The sequence below is a fragment of the Bradyrhizobium sp. NBAIM14 genome (genome assembly GCF_020193895.1).
Taxonomy (GTDB): domain Bacteria; phylum Pseudomonadota; class Alphaproteobacteria; order Rhizobiales; family Xanthobacteraceae; genus Bradyrhizobium; species Bradyrhizobium yuanmingense.
In genome coordinates, this window is the sequence record NZ_JADYVQ010000004.1 from 498,029 (window position 1) to 521,276 (window position 23,248).

The following is a 23,248-nucleotide window of genomic DNA, read 5'->3' on the forward strand; positions in this document are numbered from 1 at the left end:
AGGAAGAACCGCACAGCAGCATACAGGTGAAGCCCAACACACGGCCTTCCCTGCGCGATGGTCGGACGGCTTATGCCGCGCTCTCCCGGGAGCCGAGTTCCCTCTGGCCTCCCTCACTCCCGCGAAAGTCACCGGCACCGCGCCGGTTGACGCGAGGGCCGCATTCGCCAGAGCTTGACCGTAGCAACGACGGCCAGGACCACACGGTTTTGCCGTACGCGCGGTTCGTTGGCGCCGCAGGGTTCGACGGCGTTGTGCACGTTGCCATCGAAATGCCGGCGCGACGAACCTGACGGCGCCGCTCGTCCGTACAAAGCCTCGGGCTCACGGAGAGCAATCCGCCCTGCCCTCAGCTCTCGTACACGACGCTGCCGCGTCCACCGCAAGCCCGGCTCGCGACAATGACGACCTCATGATCGCCCCTCGAGATTGAGCCGGGATGGGCGACACATACGTCATTTCCGAATTTCGGTAAAGCGGAATATTTTAGAGCGGGCAGGTTGACAGAGAAGCGAAACACCCTGCTCTCGTAGCCCGGATGGAGCGCGAGCGTAATCCGGGACAATTCGAGCTGCCGGGCGAGCAGCCCCGGATTACGCTTTGCTCATCCGGGCTACACGACTACACGACGACGCGCTATCCGCCGAAATCCTTCGGGCTGAACGGCAGATCCAGCACCTTCCATTCCCCGTACAGATTGGCCGGCAACATCTTGTAGGGTTGGCAGTTCTGCAGCGCGCTCGTTGCGGACTTGACGATGGCCACGCCCTTGGCGGACGGCGGCGCCTCGATCAGGATGGGCTCGCGCGCCAGCGTGCCGTCGGTGGCGAACACGGTGCGCAGCTTGACATGAACGTTGTCGGTCGGTGCGACGCCGGGCGGCAGCTTGGCGCAGCCGCGCAAGTGACGGCGAAGCTCCGCGATGACCTCGGGCGGAAGCTTCGCAGCGATTGAATCGTTGGCATCCCCGCCGTCGTCCTTGGCGCCTTTCGGCTCGACCGGCAATTCGGGCGGCAAGCCCAGCATGACCCCGTACTTGATGGTGACGTCCGGTTGCGGCGTCTGATAGGCCGGCGGCGGCGCGGCCGGCGGCGGCGGCTGCGCGTTGGCCTCACGCTGCTTCGAGGCCTGCGGCTGCTTCTGCTGCTGCTCAGGCGAGGCCTGCTGTGATGGCGATGGTGCTGCCGCCTGCGGCCTGGCCGCAGGCTTCGATGCCTCCGCCTTGTCCGTGATATCCGGCTTCGGCAGCTTCAGATCGGGGAGCGGCTCTGGCGGCTTCGCCTCTTCCTTCTTCTCCTCGGCCTTGGTTTCCTCCTGCTTCACCTGCTCCGGCGTGACGATGTCGACCGCGACGGTTTCGGGCGGCTGGCTATGAAACGGACGGACCTCGCTGATCACGATGATCAGCGCCACCAGCGTCAGATGGGCGATTGCCGAGGCGGCAATGTCCGTCCGTATGATCTTCCCCAGTTCCATCGACCGATCTTGGGTTGCCGCCGCGGTCCTAGCATACCCCGGGTCCCTCTTAATCCCATTTCGGGGCGAAGCCAAAGTCGGTCAGGCGTCCCTTCGGATTGGCGAGCGCGGCGATCCGGTCCATCTCGTCTTCCGACAGCTCGAAATCGAAGATCTCGATGTTCTCCGACAGGCGCTCGATGCGCGAGGTGCGCGGGATCGCAGCGACATTCTGCTGCACCAGCCAGCGCAGGCAGACCTGCGCCGCCGTCTTGCGGTGGACGCGACCGATCTCGGCCAGCGTCTGGTCGGACTTGATGCGGCCCTTGGCGATCGGGCTGTAGGCGACGAGGGCAAGGCCATGCTGGTCGCAGGCCGCCCGTACCTTCGCCTGATCGAGATAGGGGTGATACTCGACCTGGTTGCAGACCAGCGGCTCCGCCGACAGCGCGACCGCCTGCTCGATCAGTGCCACGGTGAAATTGGAGACGCCGATGTGGCGGGTCAGGCCCATCGTCTTCGCATGCGACAGCGCGCCCAGCGTCTCCGCGAGCGGCACATGAGGATTGGGCCAGTGCAGCAACAACAGATCGACCGAGGGAAGCCGCAGGCGAGCGAGGCTCTCCTTCACCGAGCGTTCGAGATCATGGGGTGCGAAATGGTTGGTCCAGACCTTGGTGGTGAGGAATACGTCGTCGCGGCGCACGCCGGAGGCGCGCAAACCGTCGCCGACCTCGCGCTCATTGTCGTAGACCTGCGCGGTGTCGATATGGCGATAGCCGAGCCGTAGCGCCTGCTCGACCACGCGCGCGGCCGGCCTTCCGCTCAGCTCCCAGGTCCCGAGACCGATCGCCGGAATCCTTGCGCCATTGGCCTCGACGAACAGCATGAGGAATCCTCTTCCGTTGCGACAGCCCCAGACGTCATTATGGACCCGGTCGATGATACTGCCAACGGAAGCCGCGGCAGCCAGGCGGGATATTCGATGCAGGCCTAACGGGAGGTTGTGCGTCAGGCCTTGGCGTCAGGCTTGGCGTCAGGCTTGGCGTCAGGTCTTGGCGAGCGCCTGGAACACCGTGTCGGGGGCATGCGCGATCACCGTGAGCAGTGCGCGGGCCGGGCCGCGCGGGGCGCGTTTGCCCTGCTCCCAGTTGCGGATGGTCTCGACGGGTACGCCGAGCCTGGCGGCGAACTCCATCTGGGTCAGGCAGGCGCGCCGGCGCAGATCGCGCACCGCGAGCGGGCCGGTGTCAGACGGCGCCGCATTGGCCGTCGGCTGAACCGAAAGCGGCTGGACCGGAAATTCCTGCCCATTCCGCAATTCGACGATCCGTCCGTCCGCCTTCAGCCGCAACCGCATGCCCATTCCCCCAAGCAAAGGCGATGATGCGGCAGGTCGCTTAAAGTCGGATTAAAGACGGTTGTCGTCATTCCGGGGCGCGCGAAGCGCGAGCCCGGAATCCATTGTGCAGCGTCGACGCGGACAAATGGATTCCGGGTTCGCGCCAAGTGGCGCGCCCCGGAATGACGATGGGGTGAGACCTACTTCAACCCAAACCAGAGCGTCGCAATCCCGAGGAAGGAGAAGAAGCCGACGACGTCGGTCACGGTGGTCACGAACGTGCCCGACGCCACCGCCGGGTCGGCCCGCACGCGATCCAGCGCCATCGGGATCAGGATGCCGCCGAGCGCGCCGGCCACGAGGTTGCAGACGATGGCGAGCCCGATGACGATGCCGAGGCCCGGGATCTTGAACCAGGCCACCGCGGCGATGCCGGTGATCACGGCGAAGGCGAGGCCGTTGACGAGGCCCACCAGGGCCTCGCGCATCACCACGCGCCAGGCGTTGGAGGAACCGAGCTCGCGCGTCGCCAGCGCCCGCACCGCCACCGTCATGGTCTGGGTCGCGGCATTGCCGCCCTGGCTCGCCACGATCGGCGCCAGCACCGCGAGCGCGACCATCTTCTCCAGCTGGCCCTCGAACAGGCCGAGCACGGAGGACGCCAGGAACGCGGTGGCGAGGTTCACCAGCAGCCAGTTGAAGCGGCCGCGGGCGATGGTGAGGAACGTGTCCGACAGCTCTTCGTCGCTGGTGACACCGCCGAGCGCCTTGAGGTCCTCGTCCGCCTCCTCCTCGATGACGTCGACGACGTCGTCGACGGTGATGACGCCGACGAGGCGATCCTGGGTGTCGAGCACGGGCGCGGCGACGAGATTGTATTTGCCGAACATGCGCGCCACCTCTTCCTGGTCCTCCAGGACGGAGACGCGGCGGCGGTCCTCGTCGGTGAGCTCGGTCAGCGCCACCGGCCGGCGCGTGCGCAGGAGCACGTCGAGCGGCACCGCGCCCTGCCAGTGCTGTTCCTTGTCGACGACGTAGATCTCGTAGAAGCGGTCGGGCAGATCCGGCGTCTCGCGCATGTAGTCGATCGCCTGGCCGACCGTGAAATCCTGGGGCACGGCGATGAACTCGGTCTGCATGCGGCGGCCGGCGGAGTTCTCCGGGTACAGCAGGCTGCGCTCGAGCGCGACGCGCTCCTTGAGCGGCAGCTTCTCCAGAATCTCTTCCTGCTCCTCGGCACCGAGGGTTTCCAAGAGCTCGACCGCATCGTCGGATTCGAGCTCGCGGACGCCCTCGGCGACCGTCTCCGGCGGCAGCTCCTCGAGGATCTCCTCGCGGACGGTCTCATCGACCTCGTTCAGCGCCGAGAAATCGAAATCGCGGCCGGTGAGCTCGACCAGGCGGACGCGGTCGTCGGGCTCGAGGGCGCCGATCAGATCGCCGAGATCGGCCTCGTGCAGCTCCGCGACGCAGGCACGCAGCGCCGCGCTGTCCCCGGCCTCGATCGCACGGGCGACCTCCTCGACGAATTCGTGCCTGATATCGCCGTCTTCATTGCGCATCGGCACGTGGTCGAGTACCGAATCCGCAGCCGATGGGGCAACGTCCAGATGTTCATCCATGGCGCGCCTCGCCGTTTGACAGGTTGGAACCGGTGGTGTGAGCTGAGGCTTCAGGCAATACCCACAAGGCAAAGCCGAGCGCAATGGCAAAGATGCTGCGACTAAGGTGGACCTCGACCATGGCGGGCGCGCTTGTCGCAACCGTCATCGGCAATGCCGCGACCGTCATCGGCGCCGCCGAGACGGAGGCCGCCGAGTGCCCGCGCAAGGACGCGCTCGGCACCTCGCGCGTCCTCAGCGTCGATCCCAAGACCTATCCGCGCGTGGGCCTGAAGAGCTTTCCGCAGACGCTGCCGCTGGCCGATCGCGAGGTCGTGCTGACCTTCGACGACGGGCCGAACCCGCCGACGACGTCGAAAGTGCTGGCGGCGCTGGCACAGGAATGCGTGCGCGCGACCTTTTTCCTGATCGGCCAGCACGCCTCCGAGCACCCGGACATGGTCAAGCGCATCGCCCGCGAGGGCCACACCGTCGGGCATCACTCCTACTCGCATCCGTTCATGGGGCGTATTCCGTTCGAGAAGGCCATGGCCGACATCGATCGGGGCATTGCCGCAGACGAAATGGCGCTACACGGAGTCTCGACGACGACACCCTCGACGCCGTTCTTCCGCTTTCCCTATTTCGAGTCGACCCAAGCGCAGCTCGACCTGCTCCAGACGCGCGGCATCATTGTGTTCGGGGCCGATTTATGGGCCAGCGACTGGGAGGAGATGACGCCGGAGCAGCAATTGAAGCTCGTCACCGAGCGTCTCGCCGCGAGCGGAAAGGGCATCATCCTCTTCCACGACAACAAGGCGCGCACGGCCGCAATGATGCCGGCGTTTCTACGGTATCTGAGGGAGAACGACTATCGGGTGGTCCACATCGTCCCGGCGGGCACATCACAGAAGAGCGCCGATACGCGCTGATGCCGGAATGTCACGCCCGGGCAAAATGGGGTGATTTGGGGCCAATTAACACTCTGTTCATGCTACCCCGTGAAGATGAGAGCGGCTGCGGCTGAACCGTTTTGAGCCATCTCCGACCTATCTAGGGCGCCAAATTGCATGGGGGCAGACGAGGTTCATGATCGGAAGTAGCGTTGTTTTGCGGACGCGATCGTGGATCGTCCTCTGTCTGGGAATGCTCACCGCCGGTTCGCCGGCCGCGCTCGCAGCCGACTGTCCCGGCCACCCCGACGCCCTCGGCACCTCCCGCACCCTCGTTGTCGATCCGCGCGAACATCCGCTGATCGGCACCATGCAGTACCGCGAGACGCTGCCGCTGAAGGACCATGAGGTCGTCCTGACCTTCGACGATGGTCCGATCCCGAAATATTCGAACCAGGTGCTCAAGATCCTCGCCGACGAATGCATCAAGGCGACCTTCTTCATCGTCGGCAACCAGGCCAAGGCCAATCCGGAAGGCGTGCGCAAGCTGGTCGCGGCGGGCCATACCGTCGGCACGCACAGCATGGACCATCCGCTGACCTTCGACCGGATGCCGATCGAGAAGGCCGAGGCGGAGATCAATGGCGGCATCGAATGGACCGCAGCCGCGATGACCGATCCGTCGCAGCTCGCCCCCTTCTTCCGCATTCCCGGGCTGATGCGCGCCGAGGGCCTCGAGAACCATCTGATCTCGCGCGGCCTCCAGGTCTGGAGCGCCGACTTCCCGGCCGACGATTGGCGGCACGTCTCGTCCGACCGCGTCTACCAGCTTGCGATCCAGCGGCTGGAGGCCAAGGGCAAGGGCATCCTGCTGCTGCACGACATTCAGGCCCGCACGGTGGCGGCACTGCCCAAGATCATCCGCGACCTCAAGGCGCGCGGCTATCGCATCGTGCATGTGGTGCCCGCCAGTCCCGAGCGGCCGGCGACGCCGACCACGCCGGTCGAATGGCTGATGCATCCGCCATCCGAGACGACGCCGATCGCGCGCTGGCCGCGCGTGCCGCATTTCGTGTTCACGCAGACCAGGACGCTGCCGGCGCCTGCGCTCGCGAACCTCAATGTGCAGGGCGAGCATCAGTCGCTGCTGCCGCGCCGGAGCAAGGGCCAGATCGACCTCGCATCCACCCTGCCCGTCCCGGGTCGCGATCTGTTCGCGATTCCGGAAGGCTCGGTCGAGGTGCTGATGTCGACGACCTCATCGCGGCGCGCCGCGACCCGGCTCGCCATGGCGGCCGAGAGGCCACATCCGGCCAAGGACAAGGCAGCACAGGGCAGAGGCGCGAAGGGCAAGACGGCCAAGCTGCATGGGCGGCGTACCGCCCAGGCGGCGCCGGCTGCAGCGGATCACGCCGCGCAGCCCGTCGACATCGTACCCAAGAGTACCGCAGCGAAGAGCGCCGCGGCCAATGGCGCGGCCTCCAAGGGCGTGCCGCCCCGTCCGACCCGCGTCGCCAGCCTGAAAAAACGCGCCTGATCTGCTATTGCCGAATGATGGCGGCGACGCAGAGCAGCACGATCAGCGCCAGGAAGAACAGGTCCATGTAGGACTTGAGCTCGCCGTCCCGCCGCAGCCGCGCGACGTCGGTGATCACCTGCTTGCGCGCGGTGGTGCTGCCCGAACCGTCGTTGATCGGAGCCTGAAGGCGCTTGGTCTCGGCCTCCAGCTTCTCGATCTTCTGGAAGAAGTAGAACGCCCGCAGCGTCGAGGCCGCGCGCATGGCGGCATAGACCAGCACCAGGATCGCCAGGATCGCCCGGTTCGGATACTTTTCCATGAAGTTCAAGCTGAAATAGACCACCGCCATGAAGGCGAAATTGGTGAGGAAGCGGTAGACGAAACTGAGAAAAACCATGCTGGCTCGAACCTTGAGGGGTCGCAACCCTATGGTGTTGCGACGTGCGGGATCGGGACCCAGACCGGAACGGCGAGCCTGGATACGGCCCGTCTACGCCAAGTTTGTTTCAACAAAGATACTGCCGCCCCCGCAACTAGCCGCCTTTTAGCCTGAGGCGGCCATAAGGCAAGCCGGAGCATGGCCCATGGCCTCGCGCGCGCGAACGGCCCGCAACGGCTCAATGGCGATTTGGCCGAAGGCGCGGTAAACTGTGACCGCCACCAGATGTGGGGTTCTTCCGATGTCGAAGAAGGGAATCACGGGCCACGACGACTGGGTTCTGACCGAGGCACTCGCGACCGCCCTGGTCGCGCTGGAGCAGCTCGAACCGAAGCACCAGCCGAACGCGCATATGGAGGACATCCGCAAGCTGCTCGCGAACGGCAAGGAGCCGGCAGCGGTGAGCCTGCATCTTGCGCAGGCCAAATGCCGTCTGTTTCCCGAGCTCGACCCGCTGCAGATCTACCGGGAATACGGCATCGGCGAGGAGTATGGCTGAGGCCGCGGTCGACGATCGAGCTCAAGGCCCGCCGGCGACCGATCCTGCGATCACCATGACAAGCGCGCCGAGGTCGATCTTGCCGTTGACGGTCAGCTCCTCGGAGGCCGCTGCGTCTCCCGCGCCCTGCACCTTCAGCGATTGCGGCCGGTCGGCGGCCTGACGCTGCAATTCGCCGACGATCGCTTCCTTGAGTTTCTCTTCCAGCATGGGCACCTCCTCAAGCCGCCATCGCGCGGCAGGATTGGGCGCAGGAGCGGCACGTCGCGACGCATTCGTCCATGCCGCCGATCCGGGCGCAATCCTCGGCACATTCGGTGCAGATTTCGGCGCACTCACCGCAGGTGTGCTTATGATGCGGCGTGTTGATCAGCATGAAGTGCGCGGCGGTCCGGCAGATCTCGGCGCAGGCCATCATCAGGCGGAAATGTTTCGGCTCAACATGCTTGCCGCCGGTCTCGAGGCAATGGTTCATCGCCGTGCCGAGACATGTCTGGTAGCAGCTCATGCAAAGCGCGATGCAGCGGGTCATGTCTTCGGATTGAGCCATCGGTTGTCTCCAGTTGCGCGCCCCGCTCCGCTCGACCAAAGCGGGGCAACGCGCTTCGTTCCCGGTTCCAGTCGATTGTGAGGCTCACCGCCGCCCCATCACGCAAATCGCGGCGGCAGGCTGTTGTGGATCGTGCAGGCCGCGATGGCCGCGTGGCCGAACGCGACCGAGATCTGGTGCAGGTCGGTGACGACGTCGCCGATTCCGTAGAGCCCGGCGATCGACGTGCGCTGGTGATCGTCGACCTTCAAATGACCGTCCGCAGTGTGGTCGGCGCCCAGCGCCATCGCGAGCTGGGAGCGGACCTCCGCGCCCATCGCAGGATAGACGATGTCGAATTGCGCGGTACGTCCGTCGGCGAAATCCGCTTCAACGCCGCCGCCTCGCCGCGCCAGGCGCAGCTCGGGCGCGAACACGATTCCGACGCCCGCCTCGGACAGCTCCGACGTTGCGGCCTTCGCGTCGTCCGCGCCGGTCGCAAGCAGCGTCACGTCGCGCGCATAGCCACGCAGAAAGAGCGCCTTTGCGGCGGCACGATCCAGCGGCCCGACGACGCCAATGCGGCGGCCGGTGGCCTCGAAGGCGTCGCAGATCGGGCAGTAGCGCAGGAGTCCGTCCGCGACCGCCGCGCGCCACTCCGCGAACGGCGGATGGGTATCGACGATCCCGCAGGCGAGAATGACTGTGGCGGCCGCATGCCCGCGGCCATTCCAGCTCGCTTCAAAACCGTGTTCGTGACGCTGCAACGCCGTGACCTCGGCCTCCACGCGTGTGACGGCGAGCTCGTTCAGCTGGGCCGACATCCGCTCGATCAGTTCCGCGCCGGACAGGCCGTGGACGAAGCCGGGGACATTGTGGCTGCGCGGGATCAGGGCCGCCCGGCTCGCGCCGGCGTCCACGACGCAGACGCGGCGGCGGAAGCGCGCTAGATAGATCGCGGCCATCAGTCCCGCCGGCCCGCCTCCGACGATCAGGCATTCAAGGGGTGGCGCGCCAGTCATTTGGGGTTCGGGTCCGCAAGACCGGCGCCGGGCTCATCGAGGCGCCCGCTTCGCGCGAGCCGGACGGCATTGCCGAGCGCGCGCGCCGCATTCTGCACTTCCTGCTGGAATTCGCGGTCCTCGTCGAGCTCACGATGGGATGTGGCGTATGGCTCGTCGTAGCCGACATAACCGTCGAGCTCGGCGTAGCGCCCTGCCGAGATCAGCTGCATGTCGGTCAGCCAGTCGGACAAGGCCCGTCGCACGCCCTCGGCGCCGACCGCATCGCCGTGAACGACGAGGCCGAAATGGCGGCCGGCGAGATGACGCGGATAGGGCCAGCCCTTCAGCTCGATCGCCTTGGCTTCCGCGGCGTTCTTGCCGTGGGTCGAGGTCGGATCGGGATTGCCGCCATCGGCGCAGACCATGCGGTCCATCATCGCCTTGAGACCGGCGGGCACGTGATACCAGTTCACGGGCGCCACGATCAGGATGCCGTGGGCGGCAACCCAGAGCGGATAGATCTCGTTCATCCAGTCGTGGGTCTGGCCCAGCGAGTAGTTCGGATAGCAGCTGCACGGCCAGTGGCACAGCGGCATGGCGGTGCCGACGCAGGACTTGCAGGGATGAATGGTTTTGCCGAATTCCGAAGCGAGGCGCGACAGATCGAGGATGTCGACGGCAAATCCCATCTCGATGAAGACGGGCTCGGCCAGCTTGACCATCCGCCAGGTCTTGGACATCTCGCCGGGACAGGTGTGCTCGCTGCGGGCCGAGCCGTTGATGATCAGGATGCGCGGCGTCTCGTCGGCATCGTCGTGGCGACGCTGCGCCTCCAGGATTTTTGAGCGCGCATCGAGCCAGTCGACGGCAAGATCGTAGTCCGGGTCGGAAAAGCCTGCGCCGGCCTTCCGCGTCAACGGTGCCTTGCGCGAATGGCTGTAGGCGTCCCAGGCCGCAGCGATGATGGCATCGAGCTCGCGCCCAAGCGGAGCATAGGCGGGATCGACGAACTGACGCTTGTAGCGCCGCTCGAACTCCTCACGCGACAGCTTGACGGGCGGCATCCCCTTGCGAATGTCGGCGTCCGTCATGCTGGCTCCTGGCGAAGTCGAATCCCTCCGACCCAACCCGGCGCCCAGCGCGCGGTTCCCAAGCCTTACTGGCGAACAAGCTCCTGCGGCGCATCGAATTTGGCGATCCGTTGATCGAGCCGCCACAGCTCGATGCGATGCACCAGGACGAGCGAGGCGGCTTCGCGCTTGGCCTGCTCGTCGTCGTCGCAGACGAGGTTGATGCATCCGAACACGTGCCCGTCCGGATCGATCTGGAACGCACGGTAGTGCTTGATACTTGCCACTACAGGTGTCCTCGCCTTGGAGCGACGGGTGCGCTGAGCCAATCCGTGAGGTTCGAGGTCACTTCGTTCTGCTTGGCGCGACGCAGCAGCATCTCGCGTTCCCTGCCGGGCGGCAGGTTGCGGGCGCGCTCGCGGGCGCTTTCGGCGAAAGCGGCCAGCCGCTCCTGAAGCGTTTGGGTCTGTTTCCTGCGGTTACGTTTGGCGGTCATTTGTACTTTTGAACTTTCGTGGACAATTCGGTTGGAAGGAAATCGGCCCCGGCGGGGGATCGGGCGCCGGGGCCCAGGTTCTCTTGTCACTCAAGTCGCTTGCCGGTCGAGGCGGCTCGGCCCGGCAACGATTGTAGCTTCCGTCGCAACAGCCGGTTCCGGCATTTCAATAAGTTAACGCTGCGCGATTTTGCGCAAAGCACAACCGCAGGACCGATCGGTTTGGACCGCGCCGGAACCGAAATGCTGATTCGTATGTTCAAGGACGACTTGAAGGAGGATCATCATGGCAAGAGCAGCATGGAAACGACCGGGCTCACCGATCGGCCGCAAAGGACCGCGCAAGGCAAATCCCGCCTACAAGCGCCGCGCGCGCGAGCCGTGGACAGCGGCGGATGTAAGCAAGCTGAAGCAGCTTGCGAAAGGCAACACGCCGACCGGCGTGATGAGCATCAAGCTGCAGCGCCCCGTCACGGCCATTCGCAGCAAGGCGCAACGCGAAGGAATATCGCTGCGGCCGGTCAACCGCTCCCCGTACAATCGGCGAAGCAAGGCCGCGAAGCGGCGCTGACGACGCGCATCGCGCCGGGCTAGCTTGGCGGCTGCAGGCCCGGCGACCTCAGCCACTCGCTCATCTGAGACCCCGTTTCCGCCTGACGCGCCTTGCGCAGGACTTCGTCGCGCGCCGCGCCGGGCGGAAGCAAGCTGGCCTGTTCGCGTAGCCGCTCCGCCTCGGCGGCGAGCCGCGCTTCCAGAGTGTCGACTTGCTTGAATCGATGTCGCGTCCTCATCAGGCGTCCTCCTGGTGCATGAGGTCGATCGCGCCGTTGCGTTCCGACGGGTATTGATGCCAGGCTGCACAGCCTGGCCAAGGATCTAACGTTCCAGAAAGGGAACGGTTGCCTGTTTGGGGAAAAAGACCGGAGTTACGATTCCTCGTTGTCCCGGCGCGCCCTGATCTCGGAGCGAAGCATGGCGCTGTCCATAATGGCCAAACGTAAATCGTTCACGGTGTCGCCGTAGCGGCCCGCAACTTGTCTATGCTGCTCCCGGAGGGCGCGACTCTCTTCGATAGCGCGTGTTGCGCGGGCAAACAGGGCGTCTGGCATCAGGCATCATGCAACAGAGCTGGCGCGAGCGCCCTTGCATAAGTTACTCAAATCGCGCCAACGGCTCAAAAAGCGCCGGCGATTAACCTGGATCAAGCTGTTACAACCCCCGGGGGGGACCGCCCTCAACTCCGGGCGGCGGCCTGGAACAAGAAATTGACCCGGAGATCCCCGATTTCCTTAGCTGAAGCGCCGCAGCCAGTGTACGGTCACGTCATCACCGGCTGTGGCTCTGCCGTAGGCGCCGGTGGCTGAGAGACCAATGGTGCTCCCGCCTGCATGACCGGGGGAGCGCCTGATGGCGAAGCCAACTCGTTATCCGTTGCAGTCCGATGAGAAGCACGTGCAGCAGATTCGCAAGGCGATCCGTGAATCGCTGGAGGTATTGACGCTTCCTCGACCGGATACGTTCCTGGGCCGGAAAACTCACGAGCCTTTTCCGAGTGAAGACGATGTTGGTGTGCAGGACGGACAGCGTCCCAAACCGGCGTGATTGCGAGCAGGACGACATCCTGTTCCGGCCCATCTCAGCGAAATGACTCGTCTGGCCGCGACGGAACGGCGTCAACGGACCGCTTCAGTCGCCCGGTAGATCCCGAGATAGCTAGGCGAATACAGCGCCGCGTTCTTGAGCGCATCGAGGTCCGGGATGGTCAGCGTCCGCTCGCGCAGCACGATCAGCTTCGCCGCGCGCAGCTCCTGGAGCGTCCGATTGAGGTGAACGACCGAAAGCCCCGTCGCATCGGCGAGATCCGTCTGCGTGACGGGCATGAGGCAGGAATTGCCGTCGACCATTCCCACCGGGCGAAGCCGCTCGAAGATTTCGCAGAACAGGTGCGCCACGCGCTCCAGCGCGACGCGACGGCCGAGATTGATCGCCCATTCCCGCTGGATCGCATTGTTGAGCAGCGTCTCGCACCAGAACGCTTCCGACAGCGTGGGATTGTTGGCCAGGAGGCTCTCGAAGCGAATGCGCTTGATCTCGGCATAGACCACGGGCGTCAGCGCCACGATCGAATGATCCATCTCCGACAGCAGGTAAGCATGCGCATCGCAGCTTTCGCCCGGGAAGATGAAATTGACGATCTGGCGCCGGCCGTCATCGAGCGTCTTGTAACGGCCGAGCCAGCCCGACAACAGGACGCGGACGGCATCGACGGAATCACCCTCGCTGATCAGATCCTCGCCGGATCCGGCGCGCTGGAGGCCCTCGAGCATGGCGTATTCCAGCGATGCGCGAGCCTCGGCCGACAACGGCCGTAGCGCGCTCAGCCGACGAATGGCCGGCTCCAAAACGCTGCGATCGGCTGTCGACAGCGGCATCAGGCAGCCACCACCGGTGTGTGGAAGGCGCGCTTTGTCAAGGGGATGGTGATGGTGCATTGCAGCCCGGCAGAATTGAATGCCATCGTGGTCTGCCCCTTCAGCTCGAACGCCAGTGTGCGCTCCAGAAGCTCGGTTCCGAATCCTTTTCGCGGCCTTGTCGTGACAGCAGGCCCGCCGCGCTCCCGCCACTCGAACACCAGCTCCGCCGGCTCGGTGCTCTCATCGACGCGCCAGGTGACCTCGATGCGCCCGCTTGGCTGACTGAGTGCCCCGTACTTGAGCGCATTGGTGGCGAGTTCGTGGATCGAGAGCGCGAAGGTTTCGGCGGCCTTGGGCTGGAAACGGATTTTGGGGCCCGAAACCCGCATCTGCTCGCCTTCCCTGGCATTGTAGGCGACCAGCTCCTCGACGACGAGATATTCCAGATCGACGCCGCCTTCGGGATCGCGCGTCACCAGCGCCTGGGTGCGGGCGAAGGCATTGAGACGCCCGTCGAGATGGGAAGCGTATTCCTCCACGGTCGAGCTCGTTTCCGCCGAGCGGCGGGCAATCGAGCGCACCACGCCGAGCGTGTTGCGGACCCGGTGCTGGAGCTCGGCCAGCAGCAGGCGCTGCCGCTCCTCGGCGCGGGTGATTGCGGTGACGTCGATGAAGGTCATGACGACACCCGCGATGAAATTGTCGATGCTGCGATATGGCAGGATGCGCACGATATAACGCGTGCCGCTGTCCGGCGCGCTCAGCTCGCGCTCGACGCTGGCGAGCGTGCGCAGCACCCGGCGGACGTCATCGTAAAGCTCCTCGATCGGGATGCGCGCCTTGATATGGCTGATCGGGCGGCCCGTGTCGGTCTCGACCAGATGCAGGAGCTGGGTGATGGCGGGCGTGAAGTTCATCACGCGCAAATCGTTGTCGAGGAACACCGTGGCGATCTGCGTGCTCTCGAGGAAATTCTTGAGGTCGCTGGTGGCGCGCGTCAGCTCCTGAACGCGGTGCGCCAGCTCGCCGTTGACGGTGGTCAGCTCCTCGTTGACCGATTGCAGCTCCTCGCGCGAGGTCTCCAGCTCCTCGTTGGCCGACTGCAACTCCTCGTTCAGCGATTGGTATTCCTCGTTCGACGATTTCAGCTCCTCGTTGGTGCTCTCGAGCTCCTCGATGGTCGCCTGAAGGCGCTCGCGGGTCGCACGCAGATCGTTCTCGAGACGCTCGACATGCTCGGTGCGCACCAGGGCGCTGGGATTGGCGGGGTCGGCCTCGATGGTCCGCGCCGGGCCGTCCTTGAACAGGACGACGAAATTGCGGTGGCCGCCGGCGCCCTCCTGGATCGGCTCGACTGTAATGTCCACCAGGACGCGGTGACCGTTCACCCCGAGTTGCACCTGCTCGGCATGGACGGACTCGTTGGTCTCGGCCGCGCGGCTGAGTGCGGTACGCAATTCCAGCCGGAGATCGCGGTGCACGAGCTGCAGCAGATCGAGCGTGGCGGCGCCTGCGTTCGGCTCGATGTAGCGGCCGGTGCGCCCGGAGAAATGCAGGACCTGAAAATTCTCGTCGGTGATGACATAGGCCGGCGCATAGCGCTCCGCGATGCGCTGCGCGCGTCGCTCGAGGCCGACGTCGGGCCCGAACGAGCGAACCGGCGGCACCTCGACCGGCGTCCTGCCCGCCGCGGTCGTGATCGGAAATTCCGGCGGCAGCCGCGTTCCGGTCTCGAGCTTCTTGAATATCCGGGCGCGGCGGTCGACCGGGGCGAACAGCTTCGGATGCCGGGTCACGTTCTCGGAATTGCCGAGGAACAGATAGCGCTCCGGCAACAGCGCGAAATGAAACAGCGGAATCACCCGGTTCTGCAGCTCGGCATTGAGATAGATCAGCAGATTGCGGCAGGAGACGAGATCGAGCTTGGAGAACGGCGCATCCTTGATGACGTTGTGCTGCGAGAAGATGCACATCTCGCGCAGCTCCTTCACCACGCAATAGGTATCGCCCTCGCGCACGAACCAGCGCGCCAGCCGCTCGCTGGTCATATCCGCCTCGATATTGGTGCGATAGCGGCCGACGCGGGCGGTCGTGAGCGCCCGTCCATCGATGTCGGTGGCGAAGATCTGGACCTGCGGCACGGAATCCATCCGCGCCATGTGCTCGCGCAGGAGGATTCCGATCGAATAGGCCTCCTCGCCGGTGGCGCAGCCGAGCACCCAGACGCGGACCTGCTGGCCCCCTCCCTTGCCATCGAAGATCTTCGGAATGATCTGCGTCTCCAGCACCTCGAACTCGCGCTTGTCGCGGAAGAATTCGGTGACGCCGATCAAGAGGTCGTTGAAGAGATTCTGGGCTTCGTCCTTGTCGTTGCGAAGGAAATCCACATAGGCGGCAATGTCGTCGATCCGGACTACCTGCATGCGCCGCTGCACCCGGCGCAGGAAGGTGTTCTGCTTGTAGCCGTGAAAATCGTTGCCGGTCTTGTTGCGCAGGATGTCGGCGATGCGCGCCAGCGAAGTCGCGGCCGCCGCCAGAACCTCGTCGAAGCCCTGCTTCTCCTCCAGACGCCTGAGGTGACGGGCATAGACCTGGATGTGCTCGGGGATATCCTCGGGCGGCAGCACATAGTCGGCAATCGCAGCGGGCGTGTTGCCGTCGAGATGCCCGGCCTCCTCCGCATGTCCGGTCTTCTCTGCGATGGCGAGGCCGCCGTGATCCTTCAGCGTCGCGGTGCCCAGCGTGCCGTCGCCCCCGGTGCCCGCGAGGATGACACCGATCGACTGCTCGGCGCGCTCCTCGGCCAGCGAGACCAGGAAGCTGTCGATCGTGGCGCGTTCGCCGGGCGCCTGCTCGGCCTTGCGGATTGCGAAGCGATCACCCTGGATAGTGGTGATCATGGCGGGCGGACACAGATAGATCGTGCCGCCTTCGATGGGGTGGCCGTCGGCGATCTCGGCGATCTTGTTGCCGTTGGAATTCTGCACGAGGTTGCGCAGCCGCGGCTCGTCGAACGCCTCGTGGTGCTGGAGCGCCAGCACGATGGCCTGATCGGCCCCGACCGACATCTTGGCGAAGAAGCGCTCGATGCTATCCAGCGCGCCCGGCGAGGCGCCGACCCCTATGATCAGCGGGGTCTTGCTCTGGCGGTTTGCATCGACCGGCTGGTCGCCGTTTTCGCTCATGGCTCTGGTGGCTCACTGGCTGGCGGGAACCCGATGGGCGCCCCGCCCTGCACATAGCAGAATTCAATATTATCCCAACACATCAAAGGCAAAAATGTCCCGGGCATCTCTTTGCCCCAGCTAGCCCGATTGAGGGGACAAGCGCGAGAGAGCCGCCTGCTGCTGTGCAGCGTCGAGCGGTGCAGTTCGGGAGATCGACGTCGGGCGCCCTACGCTTCCGGATTGACCTCGCGCTGGAGAAAGGCCACGCGCTGCTCGATCAAGGTGCGGTGGCGTTCCCATTCGACCAGCGTCTGCTTGAGCAGGTCGACCAGCCGCTCCGCCTGGCAGGTGTCATGACCGCCGGCCATGAGCTCGCGCACCCGGTCCTCCTGATTGCGAACCCGTTGCCAGCCGCTCTCGATATCCTGTTCCGCCTTCACCAGCAGGCGTTGCTCGGCATCGAGCTGGGCGGTGCGTTCGGCAAGGGAGATGGCCATGGCCGCGCCTTCACGCCTCCCGTTTGCCTACGGAAGGCTGGAGCGACTTTAGCACGACGCGCCGGATCATGTCGGCATATTCGCGGTATTCGAGCGCCCGAGCCTCGTACATCTCGGCGACGGCAGCCCGGCCGGAGCGCCGGCCATCGGCGGCCATGCGTTGCACCAGCTCCGCCCGCTCCTCGATGATCCGCAGCGCCACCCGCAAGGCTTCATCGACGCGCCCCTCCTGCTCCTTGGCGAGCGCATCGGCAGTGAAGCCGTGACCGACCTGGCAGCGGAAACGCATCGGGCGGGCATTCTTGACCTCCGAGAGCACCCCGCCGCAGGATGGACAGGTCAGGGCGACAGGGTGAGCCATGGCGACGAGATTGTCACTGCCGATCCGCTCACCGGCCGCGATCTCGACCTCGAGCCTGATCTCGGGCGGAATTGGCAGCGCGGCGCCGGCCTGCTCCCTGACGAGCTCGGAGAGCACGTCGCCCATGGTGGCGCCGGGAACGCAGAGATCGACCGTGGTCGCCTCCATGGCGCGCCGCGGCATCTCGTCCGAGATCGCGTCCGCGGGGTCTTGCACCACGGCCATCCCGCCGCAGCGTTTGATGGCGTTGAGGCCGGAAGCGCCGTCCGACAACAGGCCGCTCAGGAGCACGCCGATGACGCGCGGCCCGTGATAGAGCGCGGCCGAGCGGAACAACGCATCGATCGCCGGCCGCACCATGTTCTCGCGCGGGCCGCGGCCGAGGAAGATGCGGTCCTCCGTGACGAGAAGATGATGGTCCGGCGCACCCAGGTAGATCTGGCCGGGCTCGATCTTCATGCCGTTCTCGGCCTGCCGCACCGGGAGCGGACCGGCACTGCCGGCCACGGTAGAGAGGATGCCGATGCCCTGCGCCGGAATGTGCAGCACGATGAAGACGGCGGCCGGCAGATCCGCCGGCAGACGGCCCAGAATCTGCTTCAATGGAGCGGTCGCTCCGGCCGAGCCCCCGATGACAATGATGTCGCGGTTGCCCATGGAACCCGCCTCCAATTGCATCGTTTGCACTTTGCACCAAGGCGGATCGTCGGCTTATGTTCCTGTGCGTTTGGAGGCCGAGACAGCATGGCGACATCGTCGCATCAGCGCGCAGAGCTCAAGGGGCGCCGCATCTTCGTGGTCGAGGACGAGTATTTTCTCGCCGATGACATCGGCAAGACATTCCGCGCGCTGGGCGCCGAGATCGCCGGTCCCGTCGGCGATCTCGAAGACGCGCTCAAGATCCTGCACGACGGCAGCGTCCTGGACGCTGCCGTGCTCGACGTGAACATCCGCAGCGAAATGATCTTTCCGATCGCCCGCGAGCTGAGAGCGCGCAACGTGCCCTTCCTTTTCACCACCGGGTACGACAAGATCACGCTCAGTCCGGAATTTCAGGACGTACCGCTCCTGGAAAAGCCGATCGATCTTGCGGCGATGGCACGGAAGCTCACCGGACTCATCGCCGAGCAGCCGGTCTAGTCAAAGCGGTTGAAAGCTCGCAGCCGGGCGACGATCAAAATAGATGCGCGAACGCAAGCCACGCGGTCACCGCCAGGCACAGGATAACTGCGGCGTAAGGTAGCGCGATGCGCAAGACGGCAAGCTCCCCACCTTCAGCTCAACATCATCCAGACGATTGCGACCATCATCACGAGAAAACCCGTAACGGCAGTCGCGATAAAGGCTTGTTCGATGCGATCCATCGCCACAGCGGCCCCCCTCTTGTTTCAGCCCGTACAATTTGACGGTTTGAGGGCCGCAGCGCATTAGGCTATGTGAATCGGGGGTCTGCTTTCTCTTCGCAAAAGGGTTCGCGCGCTCCGCAACATTGCGCGCGCGTCGCTCTACGACCTTGCCGTGCCCGGCTCGGCCATCTTGCGGTGCTGCTTGGCCAGCATCTCGTTGGGCGTGACGTTCGCGACCGTGGTCTGGATCTTGTTCTTAAGCCCGGTGACGATATCGGCGTCCCCGCGCATCATCGCATCGAAGCCGGCCTTCGCAACATCGTAGGCCCCGTCCTTCTTGTCGGTGCCGACCTTGGTGTCCATCATGTCGGCGCGGCGGAAGAACTCGGTCTCGGTCGCGCCCGGCATCAGGCAGGTCACGGTGACACCGCTGTCGCGCAGCTCCTCACGCAGCGCGAACGAGAATGAATCCAGGAACGCCTTGCTGGCGTTGTAGGCGGCCTGGAAGCTGCCCGGCATGAAGCCGGCGATCGAGCCGGTGATCAGGATGCGGCCGGCATTGCGGCGGAGCATCTCATTGCCGACGCGGTGGATCAGATACAGCGTGCCGGTGATGTTGGTGTCGATGAGGTGTTTCACCCTGGCAAAGTCCTGGTCGAGGAACGCCTTGCCGAGGCCGATGCCGGCGTTGGCGAGCAACGCGTCAATCGGCCGGTCGCCGACCGCCGCGCACAGCTTGTCGACGCCCTCGGTGGTCGCAAGATCGGTCTCGACCGGCTCCACGCTGCCGCCGAGCCGCCGGAGATCGACGGCCACCTGCTCGATCTGGGACTCGTCGGCCGCGACGACGAGGTTGAATCCGGCCTGCGCGCAGCACCTTGCGAGTTCCAGACCGATACCGGTTGAGGCGCCTGTGACGACGGCGAGCTGATTGGCGGACATGCGCAAATCCTTGTGATTGAGCCTTGGAATGAGGTGATCACGCTCAATCGCTGCCCTGCTCTCTCGTTCCTATTTGCGCAGTGCGAAGAATTTGCGCGCGGCGATAGCAACCATCGTTCGTGCCTGGACTTAGATGGCACGTGGTGCAACCGGGAGGACGGACGATGAAGGCGCTGGTCTGGCACGGCAAGGAAGACATCCGGTGCGACACCGTCACCGACCCGGAGATCCAGGATCCGCGTGATGCCATCATCAAGGTGACGAGCTGCGCCATCTGCGGCTCCGACCTGCACCTCTTTCACAATTTCATCCCGGGCATGCTGCCCGGCGACATCATGGGTCACGAGACCATGGGTGAAGTGGTCGAGGTCGGCTCGGGCGTCGACGGCAAGCTGAAGAAGGGCGACCGCATCGTCGTGCCGTTCACGATCATTTGCGGCGAATGCGACCAGTGCAAGCGCGGCAATTTCTCGGTGTGCGAGACCACCAACCGCAAGCGTCACCTGGCCGACAAGGTGTTCGGGCACACGACGGCAGGCCTGTTCGGCTACACGCATCTGACCGGGGGCTATCCCGGCGGCCAGGCTGAGTACCTTCGCGTGCCCTTTGCCGACGCCACCCACATCAAGGTGCCCCCGGGCATTCCCGACGAGCAATTGCTGTTCCTTAGCGACATCTTCCCGACCGGCTGGCAGGCCGCCGTGCAATGCGACATCGAGCCGACCGACACGGTCGCGATCTGGGGCTGTGGCCCGGTCGGGCAGATGGCGATCCGCAGCGCCATCCTGCTCGGCGCCAACCAGGTGATCGCGATCGACTGCCTGCCGGAGCGGCTCAGCATGGCGGAAGCCGGCGGCGCCACCACGATCAACTTCGAGACCGAGAGCGTGGTGGAGCGGCTCCAGGAGCTGACCGACGGCAAGGGCCCGGAAAAGTGCATCGATTGCGTCGGCATGGAGGCGCATGTGATGCCATCGCTGCCCGACACCCTGCTCGACCGCGCCAAGCAGATGGTGATGGCCGAGAGCGACCGGCCCCACGTGCTGCGCGAGATGATCTATGTCTGCCGTCCCGGCGGCATCATCTCGGTCGCAGGCGTGTACAGCGGCCTGTCCGACATGCTTCCGATGGGCGCCTTCATGAACAAGGGCCTGACGATGCGGACCGGCCAGACCCACGTCAACCGCTGGACCGACGACCTGCTCCGCCGCATCGAAGAGGGCGAGATCGACCCGTCCTTCGTCATCACCCACACGGTCCCGCTCGCCCAGGGACCGGAGATGTACCAGGTGTTTCGCGACAAGCGCGATTCCTGCGTCAAGGTCGTGCTGAAGCCCTGAAGGAGCCAGCCATGTTTCATTTCTCCAACATCGTGCGCACCAAGGGCGACCCCAAGATCGTCGAGGGCGGACCGAGCCTGAAGCAGCCGGCGGACCAGCTCGCGCGCGCACTCGGCTGGTTCAGCATCGGCCTCGGCGTGGTCGAATTGTTCGCGCCGCGGCGCGTTACGCACACGCTGGGCATGGAAGGCCATGAGACGCTGGTCCGCGCCTTCGGCGTGCGCGAGATCCTCGCCGGAATCATGTCGCTCTCGGTCGACAAGAACGCCGGCCTGTGGGCCCGCGTCGGCGGCGACGGCCTCGATGCCGCCGCGCTGCTGTCCGGACTGACGTCGGACAATCCCAAGAAGGGCAATATCGCGCTGGCGCTCTTGATGGTCGGCGGCATCGCCGTGCTCGACTACCGTGCCGCGCAGGACACCAAGCCGCGCCGTCCGCCGCGCGATGCACGGCGCAAGCTCTATCCGAACCGCAGCGGCTTTCCCAAGGGCATCGAGAGCGCCCGAACTGCGGCAAGGCAGATCGCGGCGCATGCCAAAACAAACCATGTCAATACAAACGAGGTGAAGCAACGTGATGAGCGACGCGTCCCGTGATGAAGCCGCGTGGTGGGAATCCGCCGTCATCTACGAGATCGCGCCGATCTCCTTTCAGGACTCGAACGGCGACGGCAAGGGCGACCTCGCCGGGCTGTTGTCGCGCATCGACTATCTGAAGTGGCTCGGCGTCGGCGCGGTCTGGCTGACGCCGATCTACAAGAGCCCCTTCCGCGACCTCGGCTATGATATCTCCGACTATTGTTCGATCGATCCCGCCTTCGGCAGCCTCGAGGAGTTCAATCGCCTGCTCGAAGCGCTGCACGCTGCGGGCATCCGGCTTATCCTCGACCTCGTCCCCAATCACACCGCGAACGATCACGCTTGGTTCGTCGAGAGCGCAAGCTCGCGCAACAGCGCAAAAGCCGATTGGTACGTCTGGGCCGATCCGGCCGAGAACGGCGGGCCGCCCAACAACTGGCTGAGCCGGTTCGGCGGCAGCGGCTGGGAATGGTGCGAGGCGCGCCGGCAATATTACTATCATTCCTTCCTGGTGGAGCAGCCCGACCTCAACTGGCGCAACCCGCAAGTGCGCGCCGCGATCGCCGATGCCATGCGGTTCTGGCTCGACCGCGGCGTCGACGGCTTTCGCGTCGACGCCAGCGCGGTCCTGATCAAGGACCAGCTCTTGCGCGACAACCCGCCGAACCCCAACGCCGAGGGCAAGCCGCCACCGCAGCGGCACACGACGGTGTTCACCGACGATCGGCCCGAGACGATGGATTGCATCGAGTTCATCCGCGAGGTGATCGACGCCTATCCCGGACGGATGTTGTGCGGCGAGGTCCAGGGCAAGACCGACCGCATCGGCCACTTCTACGGCAACGACCGGCCGCGCCTGCATCTGCCGCTCAATTTCGCCCTGCTCGATTCCAAATGGGACGCCCTCTCGCTGCAGGCCACGGTCGACGCCTATCTCAACGCCATCCCTGACGATGGCTGGCCGGTCTGGGTCATCGGCGGCCACGACAAGCAGCGGATCGCGAGCAAGATCGGCGAGGCGCAGATGCGCGTGCTTGCGATGCTGCTGATGACGCTGCGGGGAACGCCGTTCTTCTTCATGGGCGACGAGATCGGCCGCAAGCGCGTGCCGATTCCGCAGGGCCGCGTCCGCGATCCCTTCGAGAAGCTCGTGCCCGGCTATGGCCTGTGCCGCGATCCCGAACGCGCACCGATGCGATGGGATGACAGCCCCGATGGCGGCTTCACCACGGGCCGCCCATGGCTGCCGCTCGAGCCGCCCGATGGTGCGGCCAATGTCGCCGCACAGCAGCGCGACGAGCGCTCGATCCTCGCTCTGTTTCGCGCGCTGATGGCGCTGCGGCGCGAGCATGCCGGCCTGGAACGGGGCGGCTACGAGCCGCTGCGCTCGCAGAACGATGTCCTGGCCTTTAAACGGACGGCAGGCCGTAACGAAATTCTGGTCGCGCTCAATCTCGCGGCCGAACCGCGGAAATTCCATTGGCAAGGTCGCGGCCGTCTCTTGATGTCGACGCATCTGGATCGGCCGCCCGAGCCGGTGCCGGATGCGTCCACCCTGCTCCGGGGCAACGAAGGCGTGATCATCGCGCTCGAACCTCGGTGACGTCAGGAGGAACCATCCGCGTCGCGAAGAGTCTGATCAAGGCTTCCGGCGTCTCCCCCCGCCGCCGGAGGCAATTTGCAAGACCGCAGCCCCGGCGCCCACGCCCCCTTCAGGCGCCGGGGTAGCGGCGTGAGCCACGGCAGGACATATCGG

The 23,248-nt window shown here is 65.3% G+C and carries 26 protein-coding genes; 9 read left to right on the forward strand and 17 right to left on the reverse strand.

All coding sequences use genetic code 11. The annotated features are described in order from the left end of the window. Positions 1-636: 636 nt before the first annotated feature. From tolA to mgtE, 4 genes are all read right to left on the reverse strand, one after another. On the reverse strand, positions 637-1,476 hold the full coding sequence (gene tolA, locus I6F28_RS14120; protein ID WP_036025624.1) for a cell envelope integrity protein TolA: 840 nt from the start codon (positions 1,474-1,476) through the stop codon (positions 637-639). Between the two features lie 49 nt (positions 1,477-1,525). Next, positions 1,526-2,344, reverse strand: a complete 819-nt coding sequence (locus I6F28_RS14125; RefSeq protein WP_036013757.1) for an aldo/keto reductase — start codon at positions 2,342-2,344, stop codon at positions 1,526-1,528. Positions 2,345-2,503: 159 nt separating this feature from the next. Next, on the reverse strand, positions 2,504-2,821 hold the full coding sequence (relB, locus tag I6F28_RS14130; RefSeq protein ID WP_036013755.1) for a type II toxin-antitoxin system RelB family anti-toxin transcriptional regulator: 318 nt from the start codon (positions 2,819-2,821) through the stop codon (positions 2,504-2,506). Between the two features lie 176 nt (positions 2,822-2,997). Then, positions 2,998-4,419: a magnesium transporter gene (gene mgtE / locus I6F28_RS14135; RefSeq protein WP_036025625.1), complete on the reverse strand. Its 1,422-nt coding sequence runs from the start codon at positions 4,417-4,419 to the stop codon at positions 2,998-3,000. Between the two features lie 119 nt (positions 4,420-4,538). Between mgtE and I6F28_RS14140 the strand changes: the two genes are divergently transcribed. Together I6F28_RS14140 and I6F28_RS14145 are read left to right on the forward strand one after the other, a co-directional pair. Beyond that, positions 4,539-5,330 (forward strand): polysaccharide deacetylase family protein, encoded by a 792-nt coding sequence (locus I6F28_RS14140; protein ID WP_036025627.1) that lies wholly within the window; start codon positions 4,539-4,541, stop codon positions 5,328-5,330. Between the two features lie 157 nt (positions 5,331-5,487). Then, positions 5,488-6,828: a polysaccharide deacetylase family protein gene (locus tag I6F28_RS14145; protein WP_036025629.1), complete on the forward strand. Its 1,341-nt coding sequence runs from the start codon at positions 5,488-5,490 to the stop codon at positions 6,826-6,828. Positions 6,829-6,832: 4 nt separating this feature from the next. Here the strand turns inward: I6F28_RS14145 and I6F28_RS14150 are convergent, their stop codons facing one another. After that, complete coding sequence (locus tag I6F28_RS14150; RefSeq protein ID WP_036025631.1) at positions 6,833-7,207, reverse strand: hypothetical protein; 375 nt, start codon at positions 7,205-7,207, stop codon at positions 6,833-6,835. Positions 7,208-7,490: 283 nt separating this feature from the next. Here I6F28_RS14150 and I6F28_RS14155 point away from each other — a divergent pair, with 283 nt between their 5' ends. Then, positions 7,491-7,748, forward strand: a complete 258-nt coding sequence (locus tag I6F28_RS14155; protein ID WP_036013744.1) for a hypothetical protein — start codon at positions 7,491-7,493, stop codon at positions 7,746-7,748. A 21-nt stretch (positions 7,749-7,769) separates the two neighbouring features. Here I6F28_RS14155 and I6F28_RS14160 read toward each other — a convergent pair whose 3' ends face one another. From I6F28_RS14160 to I6F28_RS14185, 6 genes are all read right to left on the reverse strand, one after another. Continuing rightward, positions 7,770-7,958, reverse strand: coding sequence for a hypothetical protein (locus tag I6F28_RS14160; RefSeq protein WP_036013742.1), 189 nt, complete (start codon positions 7,956-7,958; stop codon positions 7,770-7,772). A gap of 10 nt (positions 7,959-7,968) precedes the next feature. Beyond that, positions 7,969-8,298, reverse strand: coding sequence for a four-helix bundle copper-binding protein (locus tag I6F28_RS14165; protein ID WP_036013740.1), 330 nt, complete (start codon positions 8,296-8,298; stop codon positions 7,969-7,971). Positions 8,299-8,396: 98 nt separating this feature from the next. Beyond that, complete coding sequence (locus I6F28_RS14170) at positions 8,397-9,299, reverse strand: NAD(P)/FAD-dependent oxidoreductase (protein ID WP_036025632.1); 903 nt, start codon at positions 9,297-9,299, stop codon at positions 8,397-8,399. Beyond that, positions 9,296-10,372, reverse strand: coding sequence for a flavodoxin family protein (locus I6F28_RS14175; protein WP_036025633.1), 1,077 nt, complete (start codon positions 10,370-10,372; stop codon positions 9,296-9,298). The genes I6F28_RS14170 and I6F28_RS14175 overlap by 4 nt, the downstream gene beginning before the upstream one ends. Before the next feature lie 65 nt (positions 10,373-10,437). Beyond that, positions 10,438-10,638, reverse strand: a complete 201-nt coding sequence (locus tag I6F28_RS14180; RefSeq protein ID WP_036013732.1) for a hypothetical protein — start codon at positions 10,636-10,638, stop codon at positions 10,438-10,440. Next, positions 10,638-10,847, reverse strand: a complete 210-nt coding sequence (locus I6F28_RS14185; protein ID WP_036025634.1) for a hypothetical protein — start codon at positions 10,845-10,847, stop codon at positions 10,638-10,640. The genes I6F28_RS14180 and I6F28_RS14185 overlap by 1 nt, the downstream gene beginning before the upstream one ends. A 99-nt stretch (positions 10,848-10,946) precedes the next feature. Between I6F28_RS14185 and I6F28_RS14190 the strand changes: the two genes are divergently transcribed. Next, entirely contained in the window at positions 10,947-11,441 is a 495-nt protein-coding gene (locus I6F28_RS14190; RefSeq protein WP_225140143.1) for a hypothetical protein, read from the forward strand. On the opposite strand, the gene I6F28_RS14195 is transcribed toward I6F28_RS14190, so the two are convergent. After that, complete coding sequence (locus I6F28_RS14195) at positions 11,438-11,638, reverse strand: hypothetical protein (RefSeq protein WP_036025636.1); 201 nt, start codon at positions 11,636-11,638, stop codon at positions 11,438-11,440. The two genes, I6F28_RS14190 and I6F28_RS14195, sit on opposite strands and share 4 nt — an antisense overlap. Before the next feature lie 616 nt (positions 11,639-12,254). Here I6F28_RS14195 and I6F28_RS14200 point away from each other — a divergent pair. Continuing rightward, the gene (locus tag I6F28_RS14200; RefSeq protein WP_074448013.1) at positions 12,255-12,449 is read left to right on the forward strand and encodes a hypothetical protein; all 195 of its coding nucleotides are present in this window, start codon (positions 12,255-12,257) and stop codon (positions 12,447-12,449) included. Between the two features lie 71 nt (positions 12,450-12,520). Here I6F28_RS14200 and I6F28_RS14205 read toward each other — a convergent pair whose 3' ends face one another. The 4 genes from I6F28_RS14205 to I6F28_RS14220 all read right to left on the reverse strand — a co-directional run bounded on the left by I6F28_RS14205 (position 12,521) and on the right by I6F28_RS14220 (position 17,943). After that, positions 12,521-13,279, reverse strand: coding sequence for a Crp/Fnr family transcriptional regulator (locus I6F28_RS14205; protein ID WP_074448014.1), 759 nt, complete (start codon positions 13,277-13,279; stop codon positions 12,521-12,523). Then, positions 13,279-16,446, reverse strand: coding sequence for a CheR family methyltransferase (locus tag I6F28_RS14210; RefSeq protein ID WP_225140144.1), 3,168 nt, complete (start codon positions 16,444-16,446; stop codon positions 13,279-13,281). Before I6F28_RS14210 ends, I6F28_RS14205 begins: the two co-directional genes overlap by 1 nt. A gap of 209 nt (positions 16,447-16,655) precedes the next feature. Beyond that, complete coding sequence (locus tag I6F28_RS14215) at positions 16,656-16,925, reverse strand: hypothetical protein (protein ID WP_225114950.1); 270 nt, start codon at positions 16,923-16,925, stop codon at positions 16,656-16,658. 10 nt (positions 16,926-16,935) lie between these two features. After that, positions 16,936-17,943, reverse strand: a complete 1,008-nt coding sequence (locus I6F28_RS14220; RefSeq protein ID WP_225114951.1) for a chemotaxis protein CheB — start codon at positions 17,941-17,943, stop codon at positions 16,936-16,938. An 87-nt stretch (positions 17,944-18,030) separates the two neighbouring features. On the opposite strand from I6F28_RS14220, the gene I6F28_RS14225 reads away from it, so the two are divergent. Then, positions 18,031-18,426, forward strand: coding sequence for a response regulator (locus I6F28_RS14225; RefSeq protein ID WP_225140145.1), 396 nt, complete (start codon positions 18,031-18,033; stop codon positions 18,424-18,426). 365 nt (positions 18,427-18,791) lie between these two features. Here the strand turns inward: I6F28_RS14225 and I6F28_RS14230 are convergent, their stop codons facing one another. Next, the gene (locus tag I6F28_RS14230) at positions 18,792-19,574 is read right to left on the reverse strand and encodes an SDR family NAD(P)-dependent oxidoreductase (protein WP_225140146.1); all 783 of its coding nucleotides are present in this window, start codon (positions 19,572-19,574) and stop codon (positions 18,792-18,794) included. Between the two features lie 164 nt (positions 19,575-19,738). Between I6F28_RS14230 and I6F28_RS14235 the strand changes: the two genes are divergently transcribed. Genes I6F28_RS14235 through I6F28_RS14245 form a run of 3 tightly spaced genes read left to right on the forward strand, consistent with a single transcriptional unit; the run spans position 19,739 to position 23,095 of the window. Further along, on the forward strand, positions 19,739-20,914 hold the full coding sequence (locus tag I6F28_RS14235; protein WP_036045784.1) for a zinc-dependent alcohol dehydrogenase: 1,176 nt from the start codon (positions 19,739-19,741) through the stop codon (positions 20,912-20,914). An 11-nt stretch (positions 20,915-20,925) separates the two neighbouring features. Then, the gene (locus I6F28_RS14240; protein ID WP_225140147.1) at positions 20,926-21,510 is read left to right on the forward strand and encodes a hypothetical protein; all 585 of its coding nucleotides are present in this window, start codon (positions 20,926-20,928) and stop codon (positions 21,508-21,510) included. Next, positions 21,491-23,095, forward strand: coding sequence for an alpha-amylase family glycosyl hydrolase (locus I6F28_RS14245; protein WP_225140148.1), 1,605 nt, complete (start codon positions 21,491-21,493; stop codon positions 23,093-23,095). Before I6F28_RS14240 ends, I6F28_RS14245 begins: the two co-directional genes overlap by 20 nt. Positions 23,096-23,248 lie beyond the last annotated feature (153 nt).